We start from the raw sequence: 17,781 nt of genomic DNA on the forward strand, positions 1-17,781 counted from the left end.
AGAGTTGTTTAACTCTACCATATTTTATGCCCGGCGTCAAGAGAGGTTCTGTATCAATTTTCCTGAGGAGCAGCCTCCTCCTCCGGTGCGCTCTCCACAGCGGGGGGTTCCTCACGGTGGAGCTTGACCCCCACGCAGCGGTTGATGGGGGTGCCCAGGTTGTGGAACTTCTCCTCGTAGTCGGTCATAATGCCGCAGATGCCGTTGGCGTGGAGGTCACGGGTGACCTCCCGCAGCTCATAGCCCGCCTTGGGGAACTGGAAGAGGGACCATTCAAAGAGACCACGGTTGTCGGTCTTGAAGTGGATCTCCCCGCCGTCCCGCAGGACGCCGCGGTAGCGCTCCAGAAAATCCGGATGGGTGAGACGGCGCTTAGCGTGGCGGTTGGTGGGCCAGGGGTCGCAGAAGTTGATGTAGATGCGTTCCACCTCGTCGGGGGCGAAGTAGGACCGGAGATCGGCCACGTCGGCGTCGATGAAGCGGACGTTTTTGAGCCCCATGGCCTTGGCCCGCTCCATGGCGATGACCATGGCGTCGGGGACCCGCTCGATGGCAATAAAAAGGACCTCCGGCTCGGCGGCGGCGGTCTCACAGGTGAAGCGGCCCTTGCCGCAGCCCAGCTCCAGCCGCAGCTGGCAATCCGGGGCCAGCAGCTCCCGCCAGTGTCCCTGCCAGTTCTGGGGGTCTTTGATCTGATAGTCCGCACAACGCTCCATCCGGGGGATGAGGTTGGGTTTCTTCCGCATACGCATGGGGAGCACTCCTCCTAAAAATTCTCATGATCCGGGTGACAGTCTACCACATTTTTGGCGGAAAGTCGAACCTTTTCTGCGAAAGGGAGCGCCCGCCCCCCGGGGCGGCGCCCCCCGGTCCTTCGGCGCGGAAGAGGGTCAATTGGCGTTGGCCACGATAATGCGGATGCGGCCCCCGGCGGAGCAGCCCAGATCGTCGTACCAGCCGGTCAGTGTGTAGTCCTTGCCGTTGATCTCGGAAAGGGTGGTGAGGTAGTACTCGGTGCCGGTGGAGCCGTTGTCCTTCAGCAGGACCTGGACGTTCCCGTCCAGCAGATACTTCTGGTTGTCGGCCATGGCGTAGAGGTCATGGAGCTCGGTGAGGCGCACCGAGGAGAGCTGCCGAAAGCTCTTGATCTGGCTGCCGTCATACTGGATGAGAGCGCCGCCCATGGAGATGTTGTAGGCGGTGGAACCGCTGATGGTGGTGGAGACCCCGTCCTGCAAGTAGGTGTAGGTGCCGCTGACATTCATCTCATCCACCGTGCTGCCGGCACTGGTGATGTAGACGTAGGTCAGGGTATCTCCGGTGACCTCGTCCAGGATCATCCGGTCAATGTCACCGTTTGCATCCAGGGAGTAGTAGCGCACATCCCCGGACTTGAGCTGGACGCCGGCGAGACGGTCAGGATAGATCCGGACATAGCCGCCGTTGCTGTCGGTGTCCAGAATCTCCACGCTGTCAGCCAGGTCATATCCGGCTACGCTGGTGCCGTCGCCACTGAAGGTGCCGGTAAGGGTGCTGGAGGTAGAGAGGCTCTTGATGGTGGTGCCATCGCCGTTCACTGTCACCGACACCAGCCGCCCGGCGGCATAGGCCGCGCCGCTGTGGTAGAAGGTCCGGGCCACGCCGTCGGAGCAGGCCACCTCCGTGGTGGCCTGGACGCTGGCGCCGCTGTCGGAGGTGGTGGAGGTGGACGCCGCCTTGGTGCTGGAGAGCACCACCCCGTAGTATACGCTGTCGCTCTCCGCGGCGGTAACGGCGGAGACCACCTCGCCGTTCATGCCAAGCAGGAGGGTGACGGTGTCGCCGGTGGTGAAGCTGCCCTGGTTAGAGAACTGGTAGATGGATGTGGAAGTGCCCAGGGTGTAGGTGCCGCCGGCCACGGTGACCGAGGTGGGGGCGGCGCTGCTGGGCGACACGGCGGTGAGGGTGCCGGTGACCCGGTCGCTGTACACCCACACGGTGCGCAGGTTTTCATTGTAGTAGTAGACGTCGTACTGGCTGACGGCGGAGAGGTCGGACCGGCTGCCGTTGCGGAACACGGTGACGTTGTCCGTGCCAAAGGGCAGGTCCACCGTGCCGCCGGAGCTGATATAGGGCCCCTTGGTGTCGTTGGTGACCAGGGTGGCGTAGTCCACCTCGCCGTTGGTGACGGTGTAGCCCAGGGTGGTGCCGTAGACGGTGCCGGCGCTGTTCTGGCAGGTGAGGAGGTTATAGAAGAGAGTGACGCAGTCCTGCCGGGTGAGGGTCTGGCCCTGGGCGGCGCTCAGGTCGTCCAGCAGGCCGATGGACTTGGATTTGGAGAGCTGGGCGTCGGGGAAGGAGCCGGCCAGAGAGCCGGAGTCATAGCCCAGCAGCCGCAGTAGGGCGGTGCAGGCCTCCTCCAGGGTGATGGTGTTGTCGGGGCGGAAGGAGCCGTCCACGTAGCCGGTGACCCAGCCCTGCTCCACGGCCAGCTTGATGTAGCCGCTGGCCCAGTGGCCGCTCTTCACATCGGTGAAGAGGGAGGCGGTGCTGCTGCCCACAGAGTCCTTATAGGTGGAGGCGGCAGTCATCATCTTGACGAACTCCGCCCGGGTCACGGGGGCGGAGAGGTTCAGGTTTCCGTTCTCGTCGCCGGAGAGGATGCCCAGCACCTGGACGGTCTCCAGCATAGTGTCCTCGTCCGCCGCCAGGGCAACCGGCGCGGCCAGGGAAAGAACCAGCGCCAGGGCGGCCAGAAGGGAGAGAAGTCTTTTTTTCATCCCAAATACTCCTTATATCAATACTTTGCGTGTGTGAGAGCTCAGTCGTAGTGCAGGGCGTCGATGGGGTTGAGGCGGGCGGCCTTTTTGGCGGGCAGGTAGCCGAAGAGAATGCCGATGCCCACCGAGATGCCGAAGGCCAGGGCCACGGCGGAGAGGGTGGGAGCCACGGTGAGGGTCTCCTCCATGAGCCGGGTGACCACCGTGGAGGCCGCCATGGAGAGACCGTCCCCCAGGAGGATGCCGACGATGCCGCCCAGGGCGCTGGTGCAGGCGGCCTCGATGACGAACTGCTGCATAATGTAACGCTCCTTGGCGCCCAGGGACTTGCGGATGCCGATCTCCCGGGTGCGCTCGGTGACGGAGACCAGCATGATGTTCATGATGCCGATGCCGCCCACCACCAGGGAGATGGCGGCGATGCCGGCCAGGACGCCCACCAGGATGTTGATCATGCTGGTCATGGTCTCCAGCATCTCGGCCATGCTGGTGACAGTGTAATAGTCGTCGCTGGCAAAGACCTGATAGAGGGCGGACTCCAGCACGGCCACGCTCTCGTCGATGTGGTCCTCGTCCCGCATGGTGAGGACATAGCTGCTCACGTCCCCGGCAAGGCGGGAGGCGGTGGTGTAGGGGAGGTAGAGGCAGTCGTCGCTGCCCCCCTCCTCCAGGGCCTCGCCGGACTGGGCCAGAACCCCCACAATGGTGAGACTCTGTCCGCCCACCCGCAGGGTCTGGCCCACGGCGTTGCCGCCGTAGTAGGCCAGGTTCAGATAGGCGCCGATGACGCAGACCTTGTTTCGGGTGGCCATGTCGCTGTACTGGAGGCCCCGGCCGGAGGCCACCGTGTCGCCGGAGATGGAGAAGTAGTCCTCGCTGACCCCCTGGACGGAGGTGGAGGAGACGGTGTCGGAGCCGATCTTCACATAGCCGGGCATGGTGACGGTGGGGGAGCACAGGTCCAGGTACTGACTGTTCTCGTCCACAATCTCATACATCTCGTCTACACTGAGAGTCCGGGTGGAGCCACGGGACATGACGGAGACGGTGAGGGTGTTGGTGCCCATGTCGGAAAAGCTGTCGGTGACGTACTGCTCCAGGCCGTTGCCCAGGCCCACGATGACGATGACGGCGGCCACGCCGATGATGATGCCCAGCATGGTGAGAAGGGTGCGGGTCTTGCTGGAGACGATGTTCTTGAGGGCCAGCTCCAGGGATTCCAGGATGCTCATGAGGGGACACCTCCGAACCGCCCCACGGCGTTGGGGGTGACCACGGCCTCCGGCGCGTCAGATGGACCGTCGTAGATGACGTGACCGTCCTCCAGGCGGATGATGCGCTGGGCCTGGACGGCGATAGAGTTGTCATGGGTGATGAGGACCACGGTGTGTCCGGCGGCGTGGAGCTCTTGGAGGATGCCCAGCACCTCCCGGCCGGTGCGGGAGTCCAGGGCGCCGGTGGGCTCGTCGGCCAGGATCACCGACGGCTCCCCCACCAGGGCCCGGGCGATGGACACCCGCTGTTGCTGGCCGCCGGAGAGCTCGTTGGGCCTGTGCTTCATCTTGTCGGCCAGGCCCACCATCTCCAGGGCCACCATGGCCCGCTCCCGGCGCTCCTTTTTGGGGACGCCGGCGTACATCAAGGGGACCTCCACGTTCTCCAGGAGGTTGAGCTTGGGCAGCAGGTTGTACTGTTGAAAAATGAAGCCCAGCAGCTCGTTGCGGATCTCGGCCAGCTCGTTTTTGTTCATCTGGCCCACGTCCCGGCCGTCCAGCAGGTAGGTGCCGTCAGAGGGGACGTCCAGACAACCGATGATGTTCATGCAGGTGGACTTGCCGGAGCCGGATTGGCCCACGATGGCCACAAACTCCCCTTTGTAGACCTGGAAGGAGATATGGTCGGCGGCCACCACCGTGGTGTCGCCCATGTAGTAGTACTTGCACACCTGCTGAAATTCGATGAGTGCTCTCATGGGGACCTCCTTACATGCCGCCGGGGGCACCGCCGCCGCCGGGCATGCCGCCTCCGCCGCCGGGCATACCGCCGCCCATACCGCCGGGCATGCCGCCCATCATCATGCCCATGCCGCCGCTGGAGGAGGTGGTGGGGATGTAGGCCACCACATCACCCTCCTGAAGGCCGGAGGTGATCTCGATGTAGTTGTCGTCACTGATGCCCACGGTGACGGGGACGGAGACATACTGCTGCTGGCCAGCGGCGCCATTCTCCTCGGGCACTTCAGTCGGGGCCGCCCCGCCGCCCTCCGGAGCTGCGGAGCTGTCCATGTCCTCGGGGGCCTGGGTCACTGCGTTGACGGCGCTGGGGGAGTCGGCGGTGACCAGGACGGTGTTGCCCCGGTTGAGGGCGGCGGTGGGGATGGCCAGCACGTTTTCGGCGCTGTCCAGTTCGATGGTGGCGTCCACGCTCATGCCGGGGAGGAGCCCGTCGGTCTCGTCGATACGGATGGTAACTGGGTAAGTGGTGGCGCTGCCGGTTGAGGTGCCGGCCACACTGACCTTGGTGACCACACCGGTGTAGGTCTGGCCCTCTACGGCATCGGCGGTGACGGAGGCGGTCTGTCCCACGGCGATATCGGAGATATCCAGCTCATCCACGCTGAGGGTCATGGTGAGGTAGCCGCCGTCGTGATGGATGACACTCTGGCCGTTGAGGGTCACATCGGCGGTGGCGTTTACCCCCTGGAACTCCAGATAGACCGCCTGTGTGTCGGGGTCAAAGGGGGGCAGGGGAAAGCGCTTTTGGTAGGTACAGGTCCCGCGCCAGTAATCGTTGCCGCCGTCCTGACCGTCCACGTTGTTCCAGGTGTGAGGCACGTCCACCGTCTCCACAGCGCCGGTAGGGCCGAGAAAAGACCATTCCCGATTCAAGCAGATGCTCTCTCGCATTGACACGCTCCTCTTTCTTGTCCCCGTTGGGAAAAGGGGGGACGGGATTGATTTTTCATTGCTTACGAATTTTACAAAGTCTTTTCTGGAATCTCAATATGCTTTTCATAAGTGGCGCAAAAGGCGTCGTAAGTGGTCTCATGGCATCCAGAAATACCCCCTCTGTTTTTGTGGACTTTTCACAAAAACAGAGGGGGCCGAGCATGAGATACAAAAAGCGGGTGCGCCGAAGCGCACCCGCCGAAATGTGGTGTTAACGCTGTATGGGCAGCAGGATCTGGAGGTAAAAGCAGCCGTTTTCCACCTTGACGGTGAGAAAACCGCCATAGCGCTTGACGGTGTGCCGGATGCTCTTCAGGCCGAAGCCGTGGTATCCGTCGTTGACCTTGGTGCTCATGGGGAGGCCCTCCTCGTCAAACTGGAGGGGACGGGCCACGGGATTGATGATCTGGATGACCAGCATCTGCTTTTCGGCGTACACCAGAACATCGATGATCCGCTTTTCCCGGTCGGCGTTGTCCTTGACGCTCTCGATGGCGTTGTCCAGGGCGTTGCCGAAGATGGTGTAGAGGTCCACCGGGTCCATGAAGGAGAGCAGGCTCCCGTCGGCCACACAGTTGGCCTGGATACCGTTGGCCTCACAGTAGAGACTTTTTTCGGTGAGCACCGTATCAAGGACCTCGTTGCCGGTCTTGGCCAGCACCTCGTAGATACGCACCGACTGCTCCATCTCGTGAAAATAGTCCTCCCGCTTTTCGTCGGAGAACATGACGCGCATGGCCTGAATCTGGTGCTTGAGGTCGTGGCACTTCTGATTGATGAGGGAGATGTTCTCCTTGGACAGGGCGTACTGGTCCTTCTGCTGGACCCACAGGTGATTGAGCATGGACAGCTCCTGGCGGATGGCGCTCTTCTGGAAGAGGGAATGCTGGAGGTAGAGGATTGTGACGCAGTGGCATTTGATGAGGAGCATGACCACCAGACCCACCCGGGGGTCCCGGCTCAGACCGGAACCGGCGTAGAGCCATCCCATACCCAGAAAGAGGAGCAGAAGCAGAAAGGCGCTGGTGAGCTGACGGGGGCCGGTGTGGTAGCTCCTGTTGTCGGGCATCCAGCGGGCGATGGTGAGACCGACGGTGGCCAGAATGGCGGCCCAGAGGAGCACGGGGGGCAGCCAGCTCACAGGCATGTTTTGGGGCAGAAGCTGGTAGAGGGCGGTGCTGAGCTCGATGGACAGATCGTGGATCATGACCGTCCAGACGGCGCAGTAAAGAACGGCCTTTGCGGTGAGGTCGCCGCACTGCCAGAAAAGCAGGGTGACAGCGGCGAAGCGCAGGAGAGGCCCCGCCCATATGATCAGGTCCAGATGGGCGAACACCAGGGACAAGACCAGATAGACCAGACTTTCTATGCACAGGCAGAAGAGCAGGCGGAGACGGAAGGGCTCCTTTTTCCGCAGAGGCAGGAGAAAGAGAAGGGCGGACACCCAAAGACTTGCCAGAGTCAGAAGAAACAAAACAGGAAAGCGCTCATCCATCAGCCGTTTCCCCCCACATACTCCGTCAGGGCGGTGAGGAAGGCGGTGCGGTTGCGCCGGCTGATCTCCAATTCGGTGCCGGCCACCACCACCATATCCCGCCGCACCTCAGCTACATGGCTCAGGTTGACCAGATACCAGTGGTTGCAGCGGACGAAATGGTAGCGGGAAAGCTCCTTCTCGGCGCTCTGCATGGTGCCGCGGAGGACAAATTCGCCCAGCTCTGTATGGTAGTGGAGCATCCGGTTCTGGACCTCCACATAGTAGATCTGCTGGGTGTCCAGCCGCCGGACGCAGTCGGGCAGGGTGAGGAGGATCTGCCCGTTTTTCCTCTGCCTGGCCCGCTGGATGGCCCGGGCGAACCGGACGGTGAAGGTGTAGTAGTTTACCGGCTTGAGGACGAAGTCCAGGGCGCCCACGGCGTAGCCGTTGATGGCGTACTGGGCCATGTTGGTCACGAACATGAGTACCACATCGCTGTCCATGCTCCGCAGACACTCGGCGGCCTCCATGCCGTTGAGACCGGGCATTTCGATGTCCAGCAGGATGATGTCATACTGAGGTGTGTAGTCCTTTAGAAGGTCCACGCCATTGGAGAAGGTGATGACCTCAAAGGTCTGATCGATCTCCGCAGCGTACTGCTGGATATAGGAGCGCAGCTGCTCCCGCTGTTCGGCCTCGTCTTCCACGATGGCGATGCGCACAGCTTGTCCTCCTTTCCCCAAAGGTGCGGTCCTGTCCGCAGACACGGGGTTTTAGTAAGACATTAGTATATGGTATCTACATCAAAAAGTCAATTTAATCGGGGCTATTTTCACCGGAGAAACCACATATGGAGACACAAAACGGAGCGGGCAATGGTGTGCCCGCTCCGCAGAAAATGACATCAGACTCGGCTATTGGAACCAGATGTTCATGTTGTATTTGAAGGTCCGGTAATTCTGCATGGTGCATTCATACTGATATTCTCGGATGAGGACACCGTCAGCATCATACTCGCCAAAGACCATGGCGACACCGCTGTTGACCACCCAGTTGCCGCTCTCCCCACATTGGGAGGCGTTGGAGACGATGCTGGAATAGGGCACGTCGAAACTGCCTGCCAGAGAAAAGGTACGGGTGTTTTCGTCGATGCGGTAGACGTAGCACTGACTGGTCTCGTCCCCGGTGCCGTAGAGATCGGTGCCCACACTGTCGGCCACCTCCATGGTGAAGTCCCGAGTGTTCAAAGACCAGTAGTTGTTGTTGTAAAGGGCTAGATAGTAGACGCCATCGGCATCGCCGTCGGACAGGTATTCCACGCAGTGCTGACCGTACTGAGGTACGAAGTCCCCCTCCTGGGTGAGACAGAGCTCGGCATAGGGCGTATCGGCCCAGAAGCGGGCGTCTCCGGCCAGCCAATCCACGGTGGGATCACCGTGGAGGTCTGCCACCTTGATGATGGTGGAGGTCTCCCGGGAGGAGAGAATGAGACTGTCGTCATCCATGTACTGGAGGCTGTTGAGGTGGATCCAGTCCCACTCGCCCGCCTGCCAGAAGAAGTTGTCCGCGGGCTCCACCGGCCGGGTCATCTCAAAATAGGGTTCCATGAGGACACTGAAGTCCACCAGCTCGGTGACGGTCCCGGTGTCCGGGTCTATGGAGAGGAGGCGGTCCTCCACCCGCTGGGCTCCGGTCGCCTCGGCCAAAGCCAGCACTTCGCCATCGGCGCCGAAGCCGATATCGTGGTGGAGATCGTAGCCTGAGAGGTCATAGACCTGGGTGACCCGGCCCAGCCCGTCGATCCGGGCCAGCTTGGAGGAGGAGACACAGGTAATGATCTCGTTCCCGTCGAAGAGGATGCGGTCCAGGCCGAAGCCCTCCAGCACCATCTCGTAGCGGAGGATACCGGCGTCGTCGTAGAAGAAGCCGTAGCCCAGGTAGCCGTTGACCCGCATCATGGCAAAGAGGCCCTCGGCCTGGGCCTGGTCGGAGGTCCCCTCGGTCACCTCCAGCCGGGTGTCGTAGCCGGAGCTGGTGTCGGGCATGTCCACAGTGAAGCGAACCAGCTGCCGGGTGTTGCCCAATCTGCCGGTGATGGTCATGGTCACGTAATTGGTCTCGCCGGGGACCAGCCCGATGAGCTGGAACTCATGGACCTTTGTATACGCCTGGCCGGAGCTGTCAGTGGCGGTGGCGGTAAAGTCGGGGATGTCCCCGGCGTCCACGTGTATGGTGTAGGAGACCTGGGTGGCCTGCTCCGTCTAAAAGTAGAGGTAGAGCCCGTTGCTGCCGGTGCCGAAGGGGTTGAGCACCGCCAGGGGCATGCTGGCCGTCCAGGGACTGCCGGTCATGGTCTTCAGGCTTTGAAGGGCACCGTCCAGCCGCTCCTGTACCGAGAGGTCGTAGAAGGTGAAGTCCTCCTCGCCGATGTCCTGGGGGACCAGCTGGACCGCCCGGAGGCCATCCCCCAGGGGGGCCTCGGTGAAGTCCACCTGCCACTCGGCGCTCTCGGCGATGATGTCACCGGTCTCGAAGGACCAGTCGGTGCGCACCACGTGCTCCTGGGCGGTGAAGGCCTTGGAGACCGCCATCACGATGAGGGGCACGGCGATGACGAGGATCACCACAATGAGGACCAAGATCAAACCGATCTTTTTCGCTCGTTTGGTTGTCATGGGCACAGCTCCCTTTCTCCGTTGAATTTGAGCTAGTGGAGAGAAATGACGATCAGAATGATGCCGAGAACGGTGAGGATCATGCCGGTCAGGCGATTGAGGAGCAGGGGTGTGGACCGTGTGGCGATTTTGGCGGCGATCTGTGCCCAGATGAGGGTGAAGACCACGCATAGGACCAGCAGGTCCGGCCGGGGAGGAGCGCTCAGGGCAAAGTGGCTCACCGCTCCGGTGAGGGCGGAAAAGGTCATGACGAACACGCTGGTGCCCACGGCGGTCTTGAGCTCATAGCCCAGGAACAGGGTGAGCACCATGAGCATCATCATGCCGCCGCCGGCGCCGAAGAAGCCGCAGATGAGGCCGATGCAGGCCCCGCCCACGGCGCCCTTGACAAACTGGACGGCCCGACTGCACTCCCCCATGCCGTGCCTGGGGGAGGTGATGGGCAGGAAGAGGAATCGCAGGCCCAGCACCAGGGTCATGACCACCGAGAAGCCGCCCAGGGTGCTGTTGGGGACCATGGTGGACAGCCAGCTGCCCACCATGGTCATGCTCAACACGCCGCACATCATGACGATGCCGTTTCTGATGTCGATGGCGCCGCTTTTGGCGTAGGTCCGGGCGCTGGCCGCGCTGGCGAGTACGTCGCTGGCCAGGGCGATGCCGATGGCGTCATAGGCCGGCAGGTCCAGAAAGGTGACCAGCATGGGGCTGATGACGGTGGCGGCGCTCATGCCGGCAAAGCCGGTGCCCAGACCGGCACCGGCGCCGGCCAGAAAACAGATCAGGATCTCCCACCAAAGTTCATTCAAAGGGGTGTTCCTCCTTAAGGGGCGGCCGGTCCGCGGGGCGGACGGAACGCTGGATACATTATTGGACCTGCGGTGCTGGTTGTCAATCCATATCCTGACGAATTTTGAGATATTTTGGATGATGCCGGGTGTGGAACATACCGCGGCTGGGAAGAGAATAGCAGGGGGGACTAAAGCAGCCCTAAAGGCGGACGGGGAAAGATAATTTGCAATGGGGCGGCGGGACGTGTTATATATAGAGGGAAACGTGGGCGGACCGGCGGGCTTTAGCCTGCCTTTAGGAGCCTGTGGTATGGTGGAGCGGAACCCGGAGGTGAGGCACATGAGACTGCTGGTGGCGGAGGACGACCCCAAGCTGCTCAAGACCCTGATCCATATTTTCGAGCAAAACAAATTCAGTGTGGACGGTGTGTCCAACGGCGGGGACGCCCTGACCTACGCCCAGTCCATGGAGTACGACGGCCTGGTGCTGGACATCATGATGCCGGGGATGGACGGGCTCCAGGTGCTCCACACCCTGCGGCAGAACGGGATCACCACCCCGGCCCTCTTCCTCACCGCCCGGACGGAGGTGTCCCAGCGGGTGGAGGGCCTGGATGCCGGGGCGGACGACTATCTGCCAAAGCCCTTCGCCACGGCGGAGCTGCTGGCCCGGGTGCGGGCCATGCTGCGCCGGAAGGACACCTTCCTCCCCGACCTGTTGACTTTGGGGGAGGTGACCCTGAACCGGTCCACCTATCAGCTGGCCTTCCGGGACCGGCTCCAGGCCCTCAGCGGCAGGGAGTTTCAGATCCTGGAGATGCTGATGCAGGCACCGGGCAGCATCATCTCCACGGAGCGGTTCATCACCCACCTCTGGGGGTGGGACACCACGGTGGACACCAGTGTGGTGTGGGTCCACGTCTCCAACCTGCGGAAGAAGATCAATGCCCTGGGGGCGCCGCTGGACATCCGGTTCATCCGCAACGCGGGGTATACGCTGGAGGTCAGGTCATGATCGCCGGTTTGCAGAAGAAGTTCATCCTCATCAGCGCGGTGTCCACGCTGGCGGTCTTCTCCGTCATCTTTCTGCTGCTGGTCCTCTTCAGCTGGGACCAGATGGAAAAGACCATGGACACTCTCACCGACGCCATCGTCTCCAACGACGGCGTCTTTCCCGACTTTGACCCCGACGACCGCCGGGGTCCCGCCCAGCGCCTGCCCTACGGGGAGATCATCACGGAGGAGACCCAGTTCAGCACCCGGTTCTTCACCGTGTGGCTGGACGGAGACGGGCAGATCCAGCGGATCAACATGGACGCCATCTCATCCATCTCCCGGGATGATGTAAAGGAATACGTCCAGAAGGCCCTGAAGGAGGGCCGGGAGCGGGGGTGGGTCTCCGACTACCGCTACCGTATCCTGGACACGGCCCAGGGGGCCACCGCTGTCTTTGTCAACGGCAGCATGAACTGGGCCGTGACCACCCGGCTGCTGGTGACCGCCTTCCTGGTGCTGCTGGGGAGCGCCCTTCTGATCCTGCTCCTCACCGTCCTCCTCTCCAAGCGGGTGGTGCGGCCGGTGGCGGAGAGCTATGAGAAGCAGAAGCAGTTTATCACCGACGCCAACCACGAGCTCAAGACCCCCCTTACCCTCATTCTCTCCAACCTGGACATCGTGGAGGCCGAGCTGGGGCAGAACGAGTGGCTGGACGACATCCGCAGCGAGGGGGAGCGGATGGGGCTCATGATCAACCAGCTGGTGGCCCTCTCCCGGATGGACGAGAGCCAGGACCATATCGTGCGTTCGGCGTTTGACCTGAGCGCCGCCGTGGAGGACACGGTGTCGGAGTTCCAGCCCCTGGCCGCCGAGCGGGGGAAGGGACTCCGGACCGCCATCGAGCCGGGCATCCGCTATGAGGGGGACGAGGGCCTGATCCGCCGCCTGGTGTCCATCCTGATGGACAACGCAGTGAAATACTGCGACCAGGGCGGCGAGATCCGGGTGGAGGTCAGTCAGCGCCGCCACCCGGTGCTCACCGTGGAGAACACCTACGCCGGGGTGGGCGGTCTGGAGCTGGACCGGCTCTTCGACCGGTTCTACCGGGCGGACAAGGCCCGGACCTTTTCCGGCAGCTTCGGCGTGGGGCTGTCCATCGCCCGGTCCATCGTGCATAGCCACCACGGCAGCATCCACGCCTATCAGAAGGGGGACTCCATCGGCTTCAGAGCGGAGCTGAGATAAAAGAGCACAGGGGACCAAAGGGGCCGGAGCGCGCTGCGCTCCGGCCCCTTTTCTGCATCCCGCCGTCTTTAGGGCCGCTTTAGGGGGATGGGGTATAATACGGCACCGTATGGCGGAGTGCACGCCTGAACCAAGACCAACCGACAAGGAGGTCCCGCTATGATAAAAGTGGAACATCTGACCAAATACTACGGCGATTTTCTGGCGGTCAGCGACCTCTCCTTTGAGATCGAGGAAGGCCATGTCTACGGCTTTTTAGGTCCCAACGGAGCGGGCAAGACCACCACCATGAACATCATGACCGGCTGTCTCTCGGCCACCTCGGGCCGTGTGGAGGTGGGAGGCCATGACATCTTTGAGGAGGCGGAGCAGGCGAAAAAGCTCATCGGCTACCTGCCGGAGCAGCCGCCTCTCTATATGAACGAGACGCCGGCGGAGTACCTGCGCTTCGTAGGGGAGGCCAAGGGCCTCAGGGGCGACGAGCTCCGGGCGCAGATCGACAGGGTCATCGGACAGGTGCGCATCGAGGCCGTCCGGGACCGCCGCATCTCCGCCCTTTCCAAGGGCTACAAGCAGCGGGTGGGCATCGCCCAGGCCCTGCTGGGAAACCCCAAGGTCATCATCCTGGATGAGCCCACGGTGGGTCTGGACCCCATCCAGATCATCGAGATCCGGGACCTCATCCGGGAGCTGGGGCGGGAGCACACCGTCATCCTCAGCTCCCACATCCTCTCTGAGGTCCAGGCCATCTGTGAAAAGATCCTCATCATCGCCCACGGAAAGCTGGTGGCCTTCGACACCCCGGATAAGCTGGAGCGCAGCCTCCTGTCCGCCAATGAGATCACCTTCACCACCGACGCCAAGGCCGATGTGGTGCGGGGGCTTTTGGCCAAGGTGGACCACCTCACCGACGTGGAGCTGGAGGAGCGGGAGGACGGGCTGTTGTCGGCCCGGCTTAAGACCGACAGCAAGGATATTTATGCCGTCTCCCGGCAGCTCTTCTTCGCCTTTGCCGAGGAGGACCAACCCCTGCTGGAGCTGAACCTGAAGAAGGCCAGCCTGGAGGACATCTTCATCGAGCTCACCGAGAGCGGCGGCGAGGACCAGACCGGGGACGGGACGACCCCGGAAGAAAGGGAGGATGAAGCGGTATGATCGCGGTACTCAAGCATGAACTCCGGAGCTATTTCCACTCCTTCACCGCCTATGTGTTCGGCGCCTTCCTGCTGGCCATCGTGGGGGTGGGCTCCATGCTCTACAACCTCCAGGCGGCGGTGAGCAACTTTGAATACGTGCTCAGCTTCGGCAGCATCGTCTTTGTGGTCATCGTGCCCATTCTAACCATGCGGGTCATCGCCGAGGAGCGCCGGCAGAAGACCGACCAGCTCCTCTACTCCCTGCCCATCACCACCACCCAGGTGATTCTGGGTAAGTTTGCCGCCCTGCTGGTGGTCTACCTCATTCCTCTGGCCGTCATCTCCGTCTACCCGGCTATCTTTGCCCAATTCGGCGACGTGTACCTGCCCACCTCCTACGGCTCCCTCTTCGCCATCTTCCTCATGGGGGCCGCCCTCATCGCCCTGGGCGTCTTCATCTCCAGCCTCACCGACAACCAGGGCCTGGCCGCCGGCGTGGGCATCGCCGTGATCCTCTTCAACTATTACAGCGTCAGTCTCTCTGAGTACGTCTCCTCCACCGCCTTCGGCTCCATGGTGGCCATTATCGTCCTCATCCTGATTCTGTACTTCGTCATCCGGTACCTCACCAAAAATGAGGTCCTGGCCTACGGGGTCTGTTTCGCCCTGGCCGCCGTGGTCTGCGTGGTGGGCTGGACGGACTCCTCCAAATTCGAGGGCCTGCTGCCCAGAATTATGAAGACCCTGTCCCTCTTTGAGCGGTTCAGCGCCTTTGTCAGCGGCGTGTTCGACATGAACGCCATCGTCTATTACCTCTCGGTGGCCGCCTTTTTCCTCTTCCTTTCGGTGCAGTCCCTTGAGAAACGGAGGTACAACTGATGAAGAACCGGAAATTCCTGCCCGACCGGGAGCGGGCGGCCCGGAACCGCATCGCCTTCCAGGGCGGCTCCTACTCCCTGGTCATCACCGCGGTGGTGCTGGCCATCCTCATCGCGGTGAACGTGCTGGTCTCCGCCCTGCCCACCACCCTCACCAAATACGACATCAGTTCCTCCAAGCTCTACTCCATCACCAGCAACACCAAGGTGGTGGTCAATGCCCTGGAGGAGGACGTCACCATCTACTGGATCGTCCAGTCCGGCCAGGAGGACAGCGTCATTGAAAACCTGCTGGGCAAGTATGAGAGCCTCTCCGACCACATCCAGGTGGTGAAGAAGAACCCCGATGTGTACCCCACCTTCGCCGAGCAGTACACCGACGAGACGGTGCAGAACAACAGCCTGGTGGTGGAGTGTGGGGACCGCAGCCGCTACATCGGCTACGACGACATCTATCTCCAGGAGGCCGACATGTACTCCTACTCCTACAACACCTCCTTTGACGGTGAGGGAGCCATCACCTCGGCCATCGACTACGTGGTCACCGAGGACCTGCCCCAGCTCTACCTGCTGGAGGGCCACGGCGAGGGGGAGCTCCCCGCCACCTTCAGCGAGCAGATCGAAAAGGAGAACATCGAGACGCAATCCCTTTCCCTGCTGACGGTGGATGAGATCCCGGAGGACGCTGACTGCATCCTGATCTACGCCCCCACCTCCGACCTCTCCCAGGAGGAGGTGGAGATGCTCTCCGAGTACACCAAAAATGGCGGCAAGCTGATGGTGGTGGCCGGTCCCACCGAGGAGAACGGCACCCTGGAGAACCTGTACAGCCTGCTTGCTGACTACGGCGTGGAGACCTGCGACGGCATCGTGGTGGAGGCCGACCGGGAGCACTACACCTTCCAGCCCTATATCCTCCTACCCGACCTGGTGAGCAATGACATCACCGATCCCCTCATCGAGGAGAACTACTATGTCAACATGCCCATCTCCCAGGGCCTCATTCTGGACAACGCCACCGACGCCGTCACCGAGCTGATGACCACCTCAGAGTCCGCCTTCAGCAAGATCGCCGGCTACGATCTGGACACCTATGAGAAGGAGGAGGGGGACATCGACGGGCCCTTCGCCGTGGCGGTCTCCATCGCCTGTGACAACGATGGTCAGATCGTCTGGTTCTCCTCCTCCGCCTTCCTGGAGGACATGTACAACGCCTGGTCCTCCGGTTCAAACTCCGACCTGGCCATGAACGCCCTCTCCTCCCTCATCGGCGAGCGCGAGGCCATGGCCATCCGCAGCAAGTCCCTGAACTACAATTACCTGAGCATCAGTGACTCCACCGCCTCCCTGCTGAAGGTGCTCATGATCGGCGTCTTCCCCCTGGGCTACCTGGGCATCGGTATCGGTGTCATCCTGAACAGAAGGAGGAAGCAGAATGAAGCGGGCTAAACGGATCTATGTCCTGTTGGGGGTGCTGGCGGTGGTCTGCGTGGCGGCCTTCGCCGTGGTCCACTACCAGGAGGAGCAGGAGCGCATCGCCAACACCGACGAGGTCATCCTGGAGGTGGACCCCGACGCCGTGGAGTCCCTCTCCTGGAGCTACGACGACCAGTCCCTGGCCTTCCACAAGGACGAGCACTGGATCTACGACGAGGACGAGGCCTTCCCCGTGGATGAGGAGAAGATCAACGCCCTGCTGGAGCAGTTCCAGTCCTTCGGCGCCTCCTTCATCATCGAGGACGTCACCGACTTCGGCCAGTACGGTCTGGACGACCCGGCGTGCACCATCGACATCGCCACCGCCGACACCAGCTATGAGATCCAGCTGGGCGATTTCAGCACCATGGATGCCCAGCGCTATGTCTCCATCGGAGACGGGAACGTCTACCTGGTCCAGAACGACCCCATGGACTCCTTTGAGGTCACCATTCAGGATTTGATCCAAAACGACGAGACCCCGGACTTTGACCAAGTGTCCTCCATCCGGTTTTCCGGCGCGGACAGCTATGAGGCGGTCTGGCAGGAGGAGAACACCTACACCGCCTGTGCCGACGACCACTATTTCGTCCAGGAGGGCGATGCCTGGCTGCCCCTGGATACCAGCCGGGTGGAGAGCTATCTGAACACTATCAGCAGCCTGGACCCCGACGACTATGTGACTTACAGCGCCGGTGAGGAGGACCTGGACGCCTTCGGCCTGGATGACCCCGAGCTGACGGTCAGCGTGCAGTATACCGCCGAGGACGAGGAGGGGAACCAGACCGCGGAGACCTTCACAATCAGCGTCAGCCGGGACCCGGCGGAGCGGGAGGCCACGGCGGCAGAGACGGAGGAGACCGAGGAGGACATCACCGCCTATGTCCGCATCGGCGACTCCAAGATCATTTACCAGATCGCCGGTACCAGCTATGAGAAGCTGATGGCCGCCGGTTATGACGACCTGCGACACCGGGAGGTGTTCACCGCCGACTTCGGCGACGTCACCGGCCTGGAGATCACCCTGGAGGGGAGCACCTACCAGATCACCTCGGAAGGGACAGGAGACGACAAGACCTTCTCCTACGGGGAGGAGGAACTGGAGATCGGCGACCTGCAGAGCGCTCTGGAGAGCCTCACCGCCGCCAGCTTCACGGAGGAATCCCCCGACCAGAAGGAGGAGATCAGCCTCACCGTCACCCTGGACAACGAGAACGTCCAGGAGATCCGGATCCAGCTCTACCGCTACGACGGCGAGCAGTGTCTGGCCGTGGTGGATGGGGAGCCGGTCTCTCTGGTGCCCCGGTCCTCTGTGGTGGACCTCATCGAGGCGGTCAACGCCATCGTGCTTTAACCGAAAACAAGAAAAGTGGGGGGGGGGGGGGGGGGGGGGGGGGGGG

Annotated in this window: 16 protein-coding genes and 1 pseudogene; 6 read left to right on the top strand and 11 right to left on the bottom strand. The window is 62.1% G+C overall.

The features are described 5' to 3' along the window. Positions 1-53 precede the first annotated feature (53 nt). The 11 genes and pseudogenes from trmB to ACTNBK_RS08165 all read right to left on the bottom strand — a co-directional run bounded on the left by trmB (position 54) and on the right by ACTNBK_RS08165 (position 10,668). The gene (gene trmB, locus ACTNBK_RS08115; protein ID WP_441145200.1) at positions 54-752 is read right to left on the bottom strand and encodes a tRNA (guanosine(46)-N7)-methyltransferase TrmB; all 699 of its coding nucleotides are present in this window, start codon (positions 750-752) and stop codon (positions 54-56) included. 138 nt (positions 753-890) lie between these two features. After that, a complete protein-coding gene (locus tag ACTNBK_RS08120; protein ID WP_441145202.1) occupies positions 891-2,759 on the bottom strand; it encodes an S-layer homology domain-containing protein in 1,869 nt (622 codons plus the stop codon). A gap of 41 nt (positions 2,760-2,800) precedes the next feature. After that, entirely contained in the window at positions 2,801-3,991 is a 1,191-nt protein-coding gene (locus ACTNBK_RS08125) for an ABC transporter permease (protein ID WP_441145204.1), read from the bottom strand. Beyond that, positions 3,988-4,731, bottom strand: coding sequence for an ABC transporter ATP-binding protein (locus tag ACTNBK_RS08130; protein ID WP_441145206.1), 744 nt, complete (start codon positions 4,729-4,731; stop codon positions 3,988-3,990). The genes ACTNBK_RS08125 and ACTNBK_RS08130 overlap by 4 nt, the downstream gene beginning before the upstream one ends. A gap of 10 nt (positions 4,732-4,741) precedes the next feature. Continuing rightward, positions 4,742-5,665 (bottom strand): glycosyl hydrolase 2 galactose-binding domain-containing protein, encoded by a 924-nt coding sequence (locus ACTNBK_RS08135; protein WP_441145208.1) that lies wholly within the window; start codon positions 5,663-5,665, stop codon positions 4,742-4,744. Positions 5,666-5,918: 253 nt separating this feature from the next. Beyond that, complete coding sequence (locus tag ACTNBK_RS08140) at positions 5,919-7,202, bottom strand: GHKL domain-containing protein (RefSeq protein ID WP_441145210.1); 1,284 nt, start codon at positions 7,200-7,202, stop codon at positions 5,919-5,921. Beyond that, positions 7,202-7,906 (bottom strand): LytR/AlgR family response regulator transcription factor, encoded by a 705-nt coding sequence (locus ACTNBK_RS08145; RefSeq protein ID WP_441145212.1) that lies wholly within the window; start codon positions 7,904-7,906, stop codon positions 7,202-7,204. Before ACTNBK_RS08145 ends, ACTNBK_RS08140 begins: the two co-directional genes overlap by 1 nt. A gap of 192 nt (positions 7,907-8,098) precedes the next feature. Beyond that, positions 8,099-9,229: an aryl-sulfate sulfotransferase gene (locus ACTNBK_RS08150; RefSeq protein ID WP_441145228.1), complete on the bottom strand. Its 1,131-nt coding sequence runs from the start codon at positions 9,227-9,229 to the stop codon at positions 8,099-8,101. An 18-nt stretch (positions 9,230-9,247) separates the two neighbouring features. Then, positions 9,248-9,433: pseudogene (locus tag ACTNBK_RS08155) on the bottom strand (aryl-sulfate sulfotransferase N-terminal domain-containing protein); the annotation flags it as partial. A 12-nt stretch (positions 9,434-9,445) separates the two neighbouring features. Continuing rightward, complete coding sequence (locus ACTNBK_RS08160; protein ID WP_441145214.1) at positions 9,446-9,859, bottom strand: hypothetical protein; 414 nt, start codon at positions 9,857-9,859, stop codon at positions 9,446-9,448. A gap of 32 nt (positions 9,860-9,891) precedes the next feature. Further along, positions 9,892-10,668, bottom strand: coding sequence for a sulfite exporter TauE/SafE family protein (locus ACTNBK_RS08165; RefSeq protein WP_441145216.1), 777 nt, complete (start codon positions 10,666-10,668; stop codon positions 9,892-9,894). A gap of 292 nt (positions 10,669-10,960) precedes the next feature. Between ACTNBK_RS08165 and ACTNBK_RS08170 the strand changes: the two genes are divergently transcribed. The 6 genes from ACTNBK_RS08170 (at position 10,961) to ACTNBK_RS08195 (ending at position 17,735) form a co-directional block, all read left to right on the top strand. Next, on the top strand, positions 10,961-11,665 hold the full coding sequence (locus ACTNBK_RS08170) for a response regulator transcription factor (RefSeq protein ID WP_441145218.1): 705 nt from the start codon (positions 10,961-10,963) through the stop codon (positions 11,663-11,665). Next, positions 11,662-12,891, top strand: a complete 1,230-nt coding sequence (locus tag ACTNBK_RS08175; RefSeq protein WP_441145219.1) for a sensor histidine kinase — start codon at positions 11,662-11,664, stop codon at positions 12,889-12,891. The genes ACTNBK_RS08170 and ACTNBK_RS08175 overlap by 4 nt, the downstream gene beginning before the upstream one ends. A gap of 159 nt (positions 12,892-13,050) precedes the next feature. Then, a complete protein-coding gene (locus ACTNBK_RS08180) occupies positions 13,051-14,046 on the top strand; it encodes an ABC transporter ATP-binding protein (RefSeq protein ID WP_441145221.1) in 996 nt (331 codons plus the stop codon). Further along, positions 14,043-14,906 carry an ABC transporter permease gene (locus ACTNBK_RS08185; RefSeq protein WP_441145223.1) on the top strand — a complete coding sequence of 288 codons (864 nt, stop codon included), beginning with the start codon at positions 14,043-14,045 and terminating at the stop codon, positions 14,904-14,906. Before ACTNBK_RS08180 ends, ACTNBK_RS08185 begins: the two co-directional genes overlap by 4 nt. Next, positions 14,906-16,354: a GldG family protein gene (locus tag ACTNBK_RS08190; protein WP_441145225.1), complete on the top strand. Its 1,449-nt coding sequence runs from the start codon at positions 14,906-14,908 to the stop codon at positions 16,352-16,354. Before ACTNBK_RS08185 ends, ACTNBK_RS08190 begins: the two co-directional genes overlap by 1 nt. Continuing rightward, on the top strand, positions 16,341-17,735 hold the full coding sequence (locus tag ACTNBK_RS08195) for a DUF4340 domain-containing protein (protein WP_441145227.1): 1,395 nt from the start codon (positions 16,341-16,343) through the stop codon (positions 17,733-17,735). Before ACTNBK_RS08190 ends, ACTNBK_RS08195 begins: the two co-directional genes overlap by 14 nt. The last annotated feature ends 46 nt before the right edge of the window (positions 17,736-17,781 follow it).

The organism is Intestinimonas sp. HCP28S3_D6, from assembly GCF_052065695.1.
Lineage (GTDB): Bacteria > Bacillota > Clostridia > Oscillospirales > Oscillospiraceae > Intestinimonas.

What these genes read in the sequence shown, in the direction of transcription:
- ACTNBK_RS08135 (WP_441145208.1), bottom strand. Translation starts at nt 5,665, where the DNA reads ATGCGAGAGAGCATCTGCTTGAATCGGGAATGGTCTTTTCTCGGCCCT.
- ACTNBK_RS08160 (WP_441145214.1), bottom strand. Translation starts at nt 9,859, where the DNA reads ATGACAACCAAACGAGCGAAAAAGATCGGTTTGATCTTGGTCCTCATT.
- ACTNBK_RS08125 (WP_441145204.1), bottom strand. Translation starts at nt 3,991, where the DNA reads ATGAGCATCCTGGAATCCCTGGAGCTGGCCCTCAAGAACATCGTCTCC.
- ACTNBK_RS08140 (WP_441145210.1), bottom strand. Translation starts at nt 7,202, where the DNA reads ATGGATGAGCGCTTTCCTGTTTTGTTTCTTCTGACTCTGGCAAGTCTT.
- ACTNBK_RS08180 (WP_441145221.1), top strand. Translation starts at nt 13,051, where the DNA reads ATGATAAAAGTGGAACATCTGACCAAATACTACGGCGATTTTCTGGCG.
- ACTNBK_RS08130 (WP_441145206.1), bottom strand. Translation starts at nt 4,731, where the DNA reads ATGAGAGCACTCATCGAATTTCAGCAGGTGTGCAAGTACTACTACATG.
- ACTNBK_RS08175 (WP_441145219.1), top strand. Translation starts at nt 11,662, where the DNA reads ATGATCGCCGGTTTGCAGAAGAAGTTCATCCTCATCAGCGCGGTGTCC.
- ACTNBK_RS08120 (WP_441145202.1), bottom strand. Translation starts at nt 2,759, where the DNA reads ATGAAAAAAAGACTTCTCTCCCTTCTGGCCGCCCTGGCGCTGGTTCTT.
- ACTNBK_RS08195 (WP_441145227.1), top strand. Translation starts at nt 16,341, where the DNA reads ATGAAGCGGGCTAAACGGATCTATGTCCTGTTGGGGGTGCTGGCGGTG.
- ACTNBK_RS08150 (WP_441145228.1), bottom strand. Translation starts at nt 9,229, where the DNA reads ATGCCCGACACCAGCTCCGGCTACGACACCCGGCTGGAGGTGACCGAG.
- ACTNBK_RS08185 (WP_441145223.1), top strand. Translation starts at nt 14,043, where the DNA reads ATGATCGCGGTACTCAAGCATGAACTCCGGAGCTATTTCCACTCCTTC.
- ACTNBK_RS08190 (WP_441145225.1), top strand. Translation starts at nt 14,906, where the DNA reads ATGAAGAACCGGAAATTCCTGCCCGACCGGGAGCGGGCGGCCCGGAAC.
- trmB (WP_441145200.1), bottom strand. Translation starts at nt 752, where the DNA reads ATGCGTATGCGGAAGAAACCCAACCTCATCCCCCGGATGGAGCGTTGT.
- ACTNBK_RS08170 (WP_441145218.1), top strand. Translation starts at nt 10,961, where the DNA reads ATGGTGGAGCGGAACCCGGAGGTGAGGCACATGAGACTGCTGGTGGCG.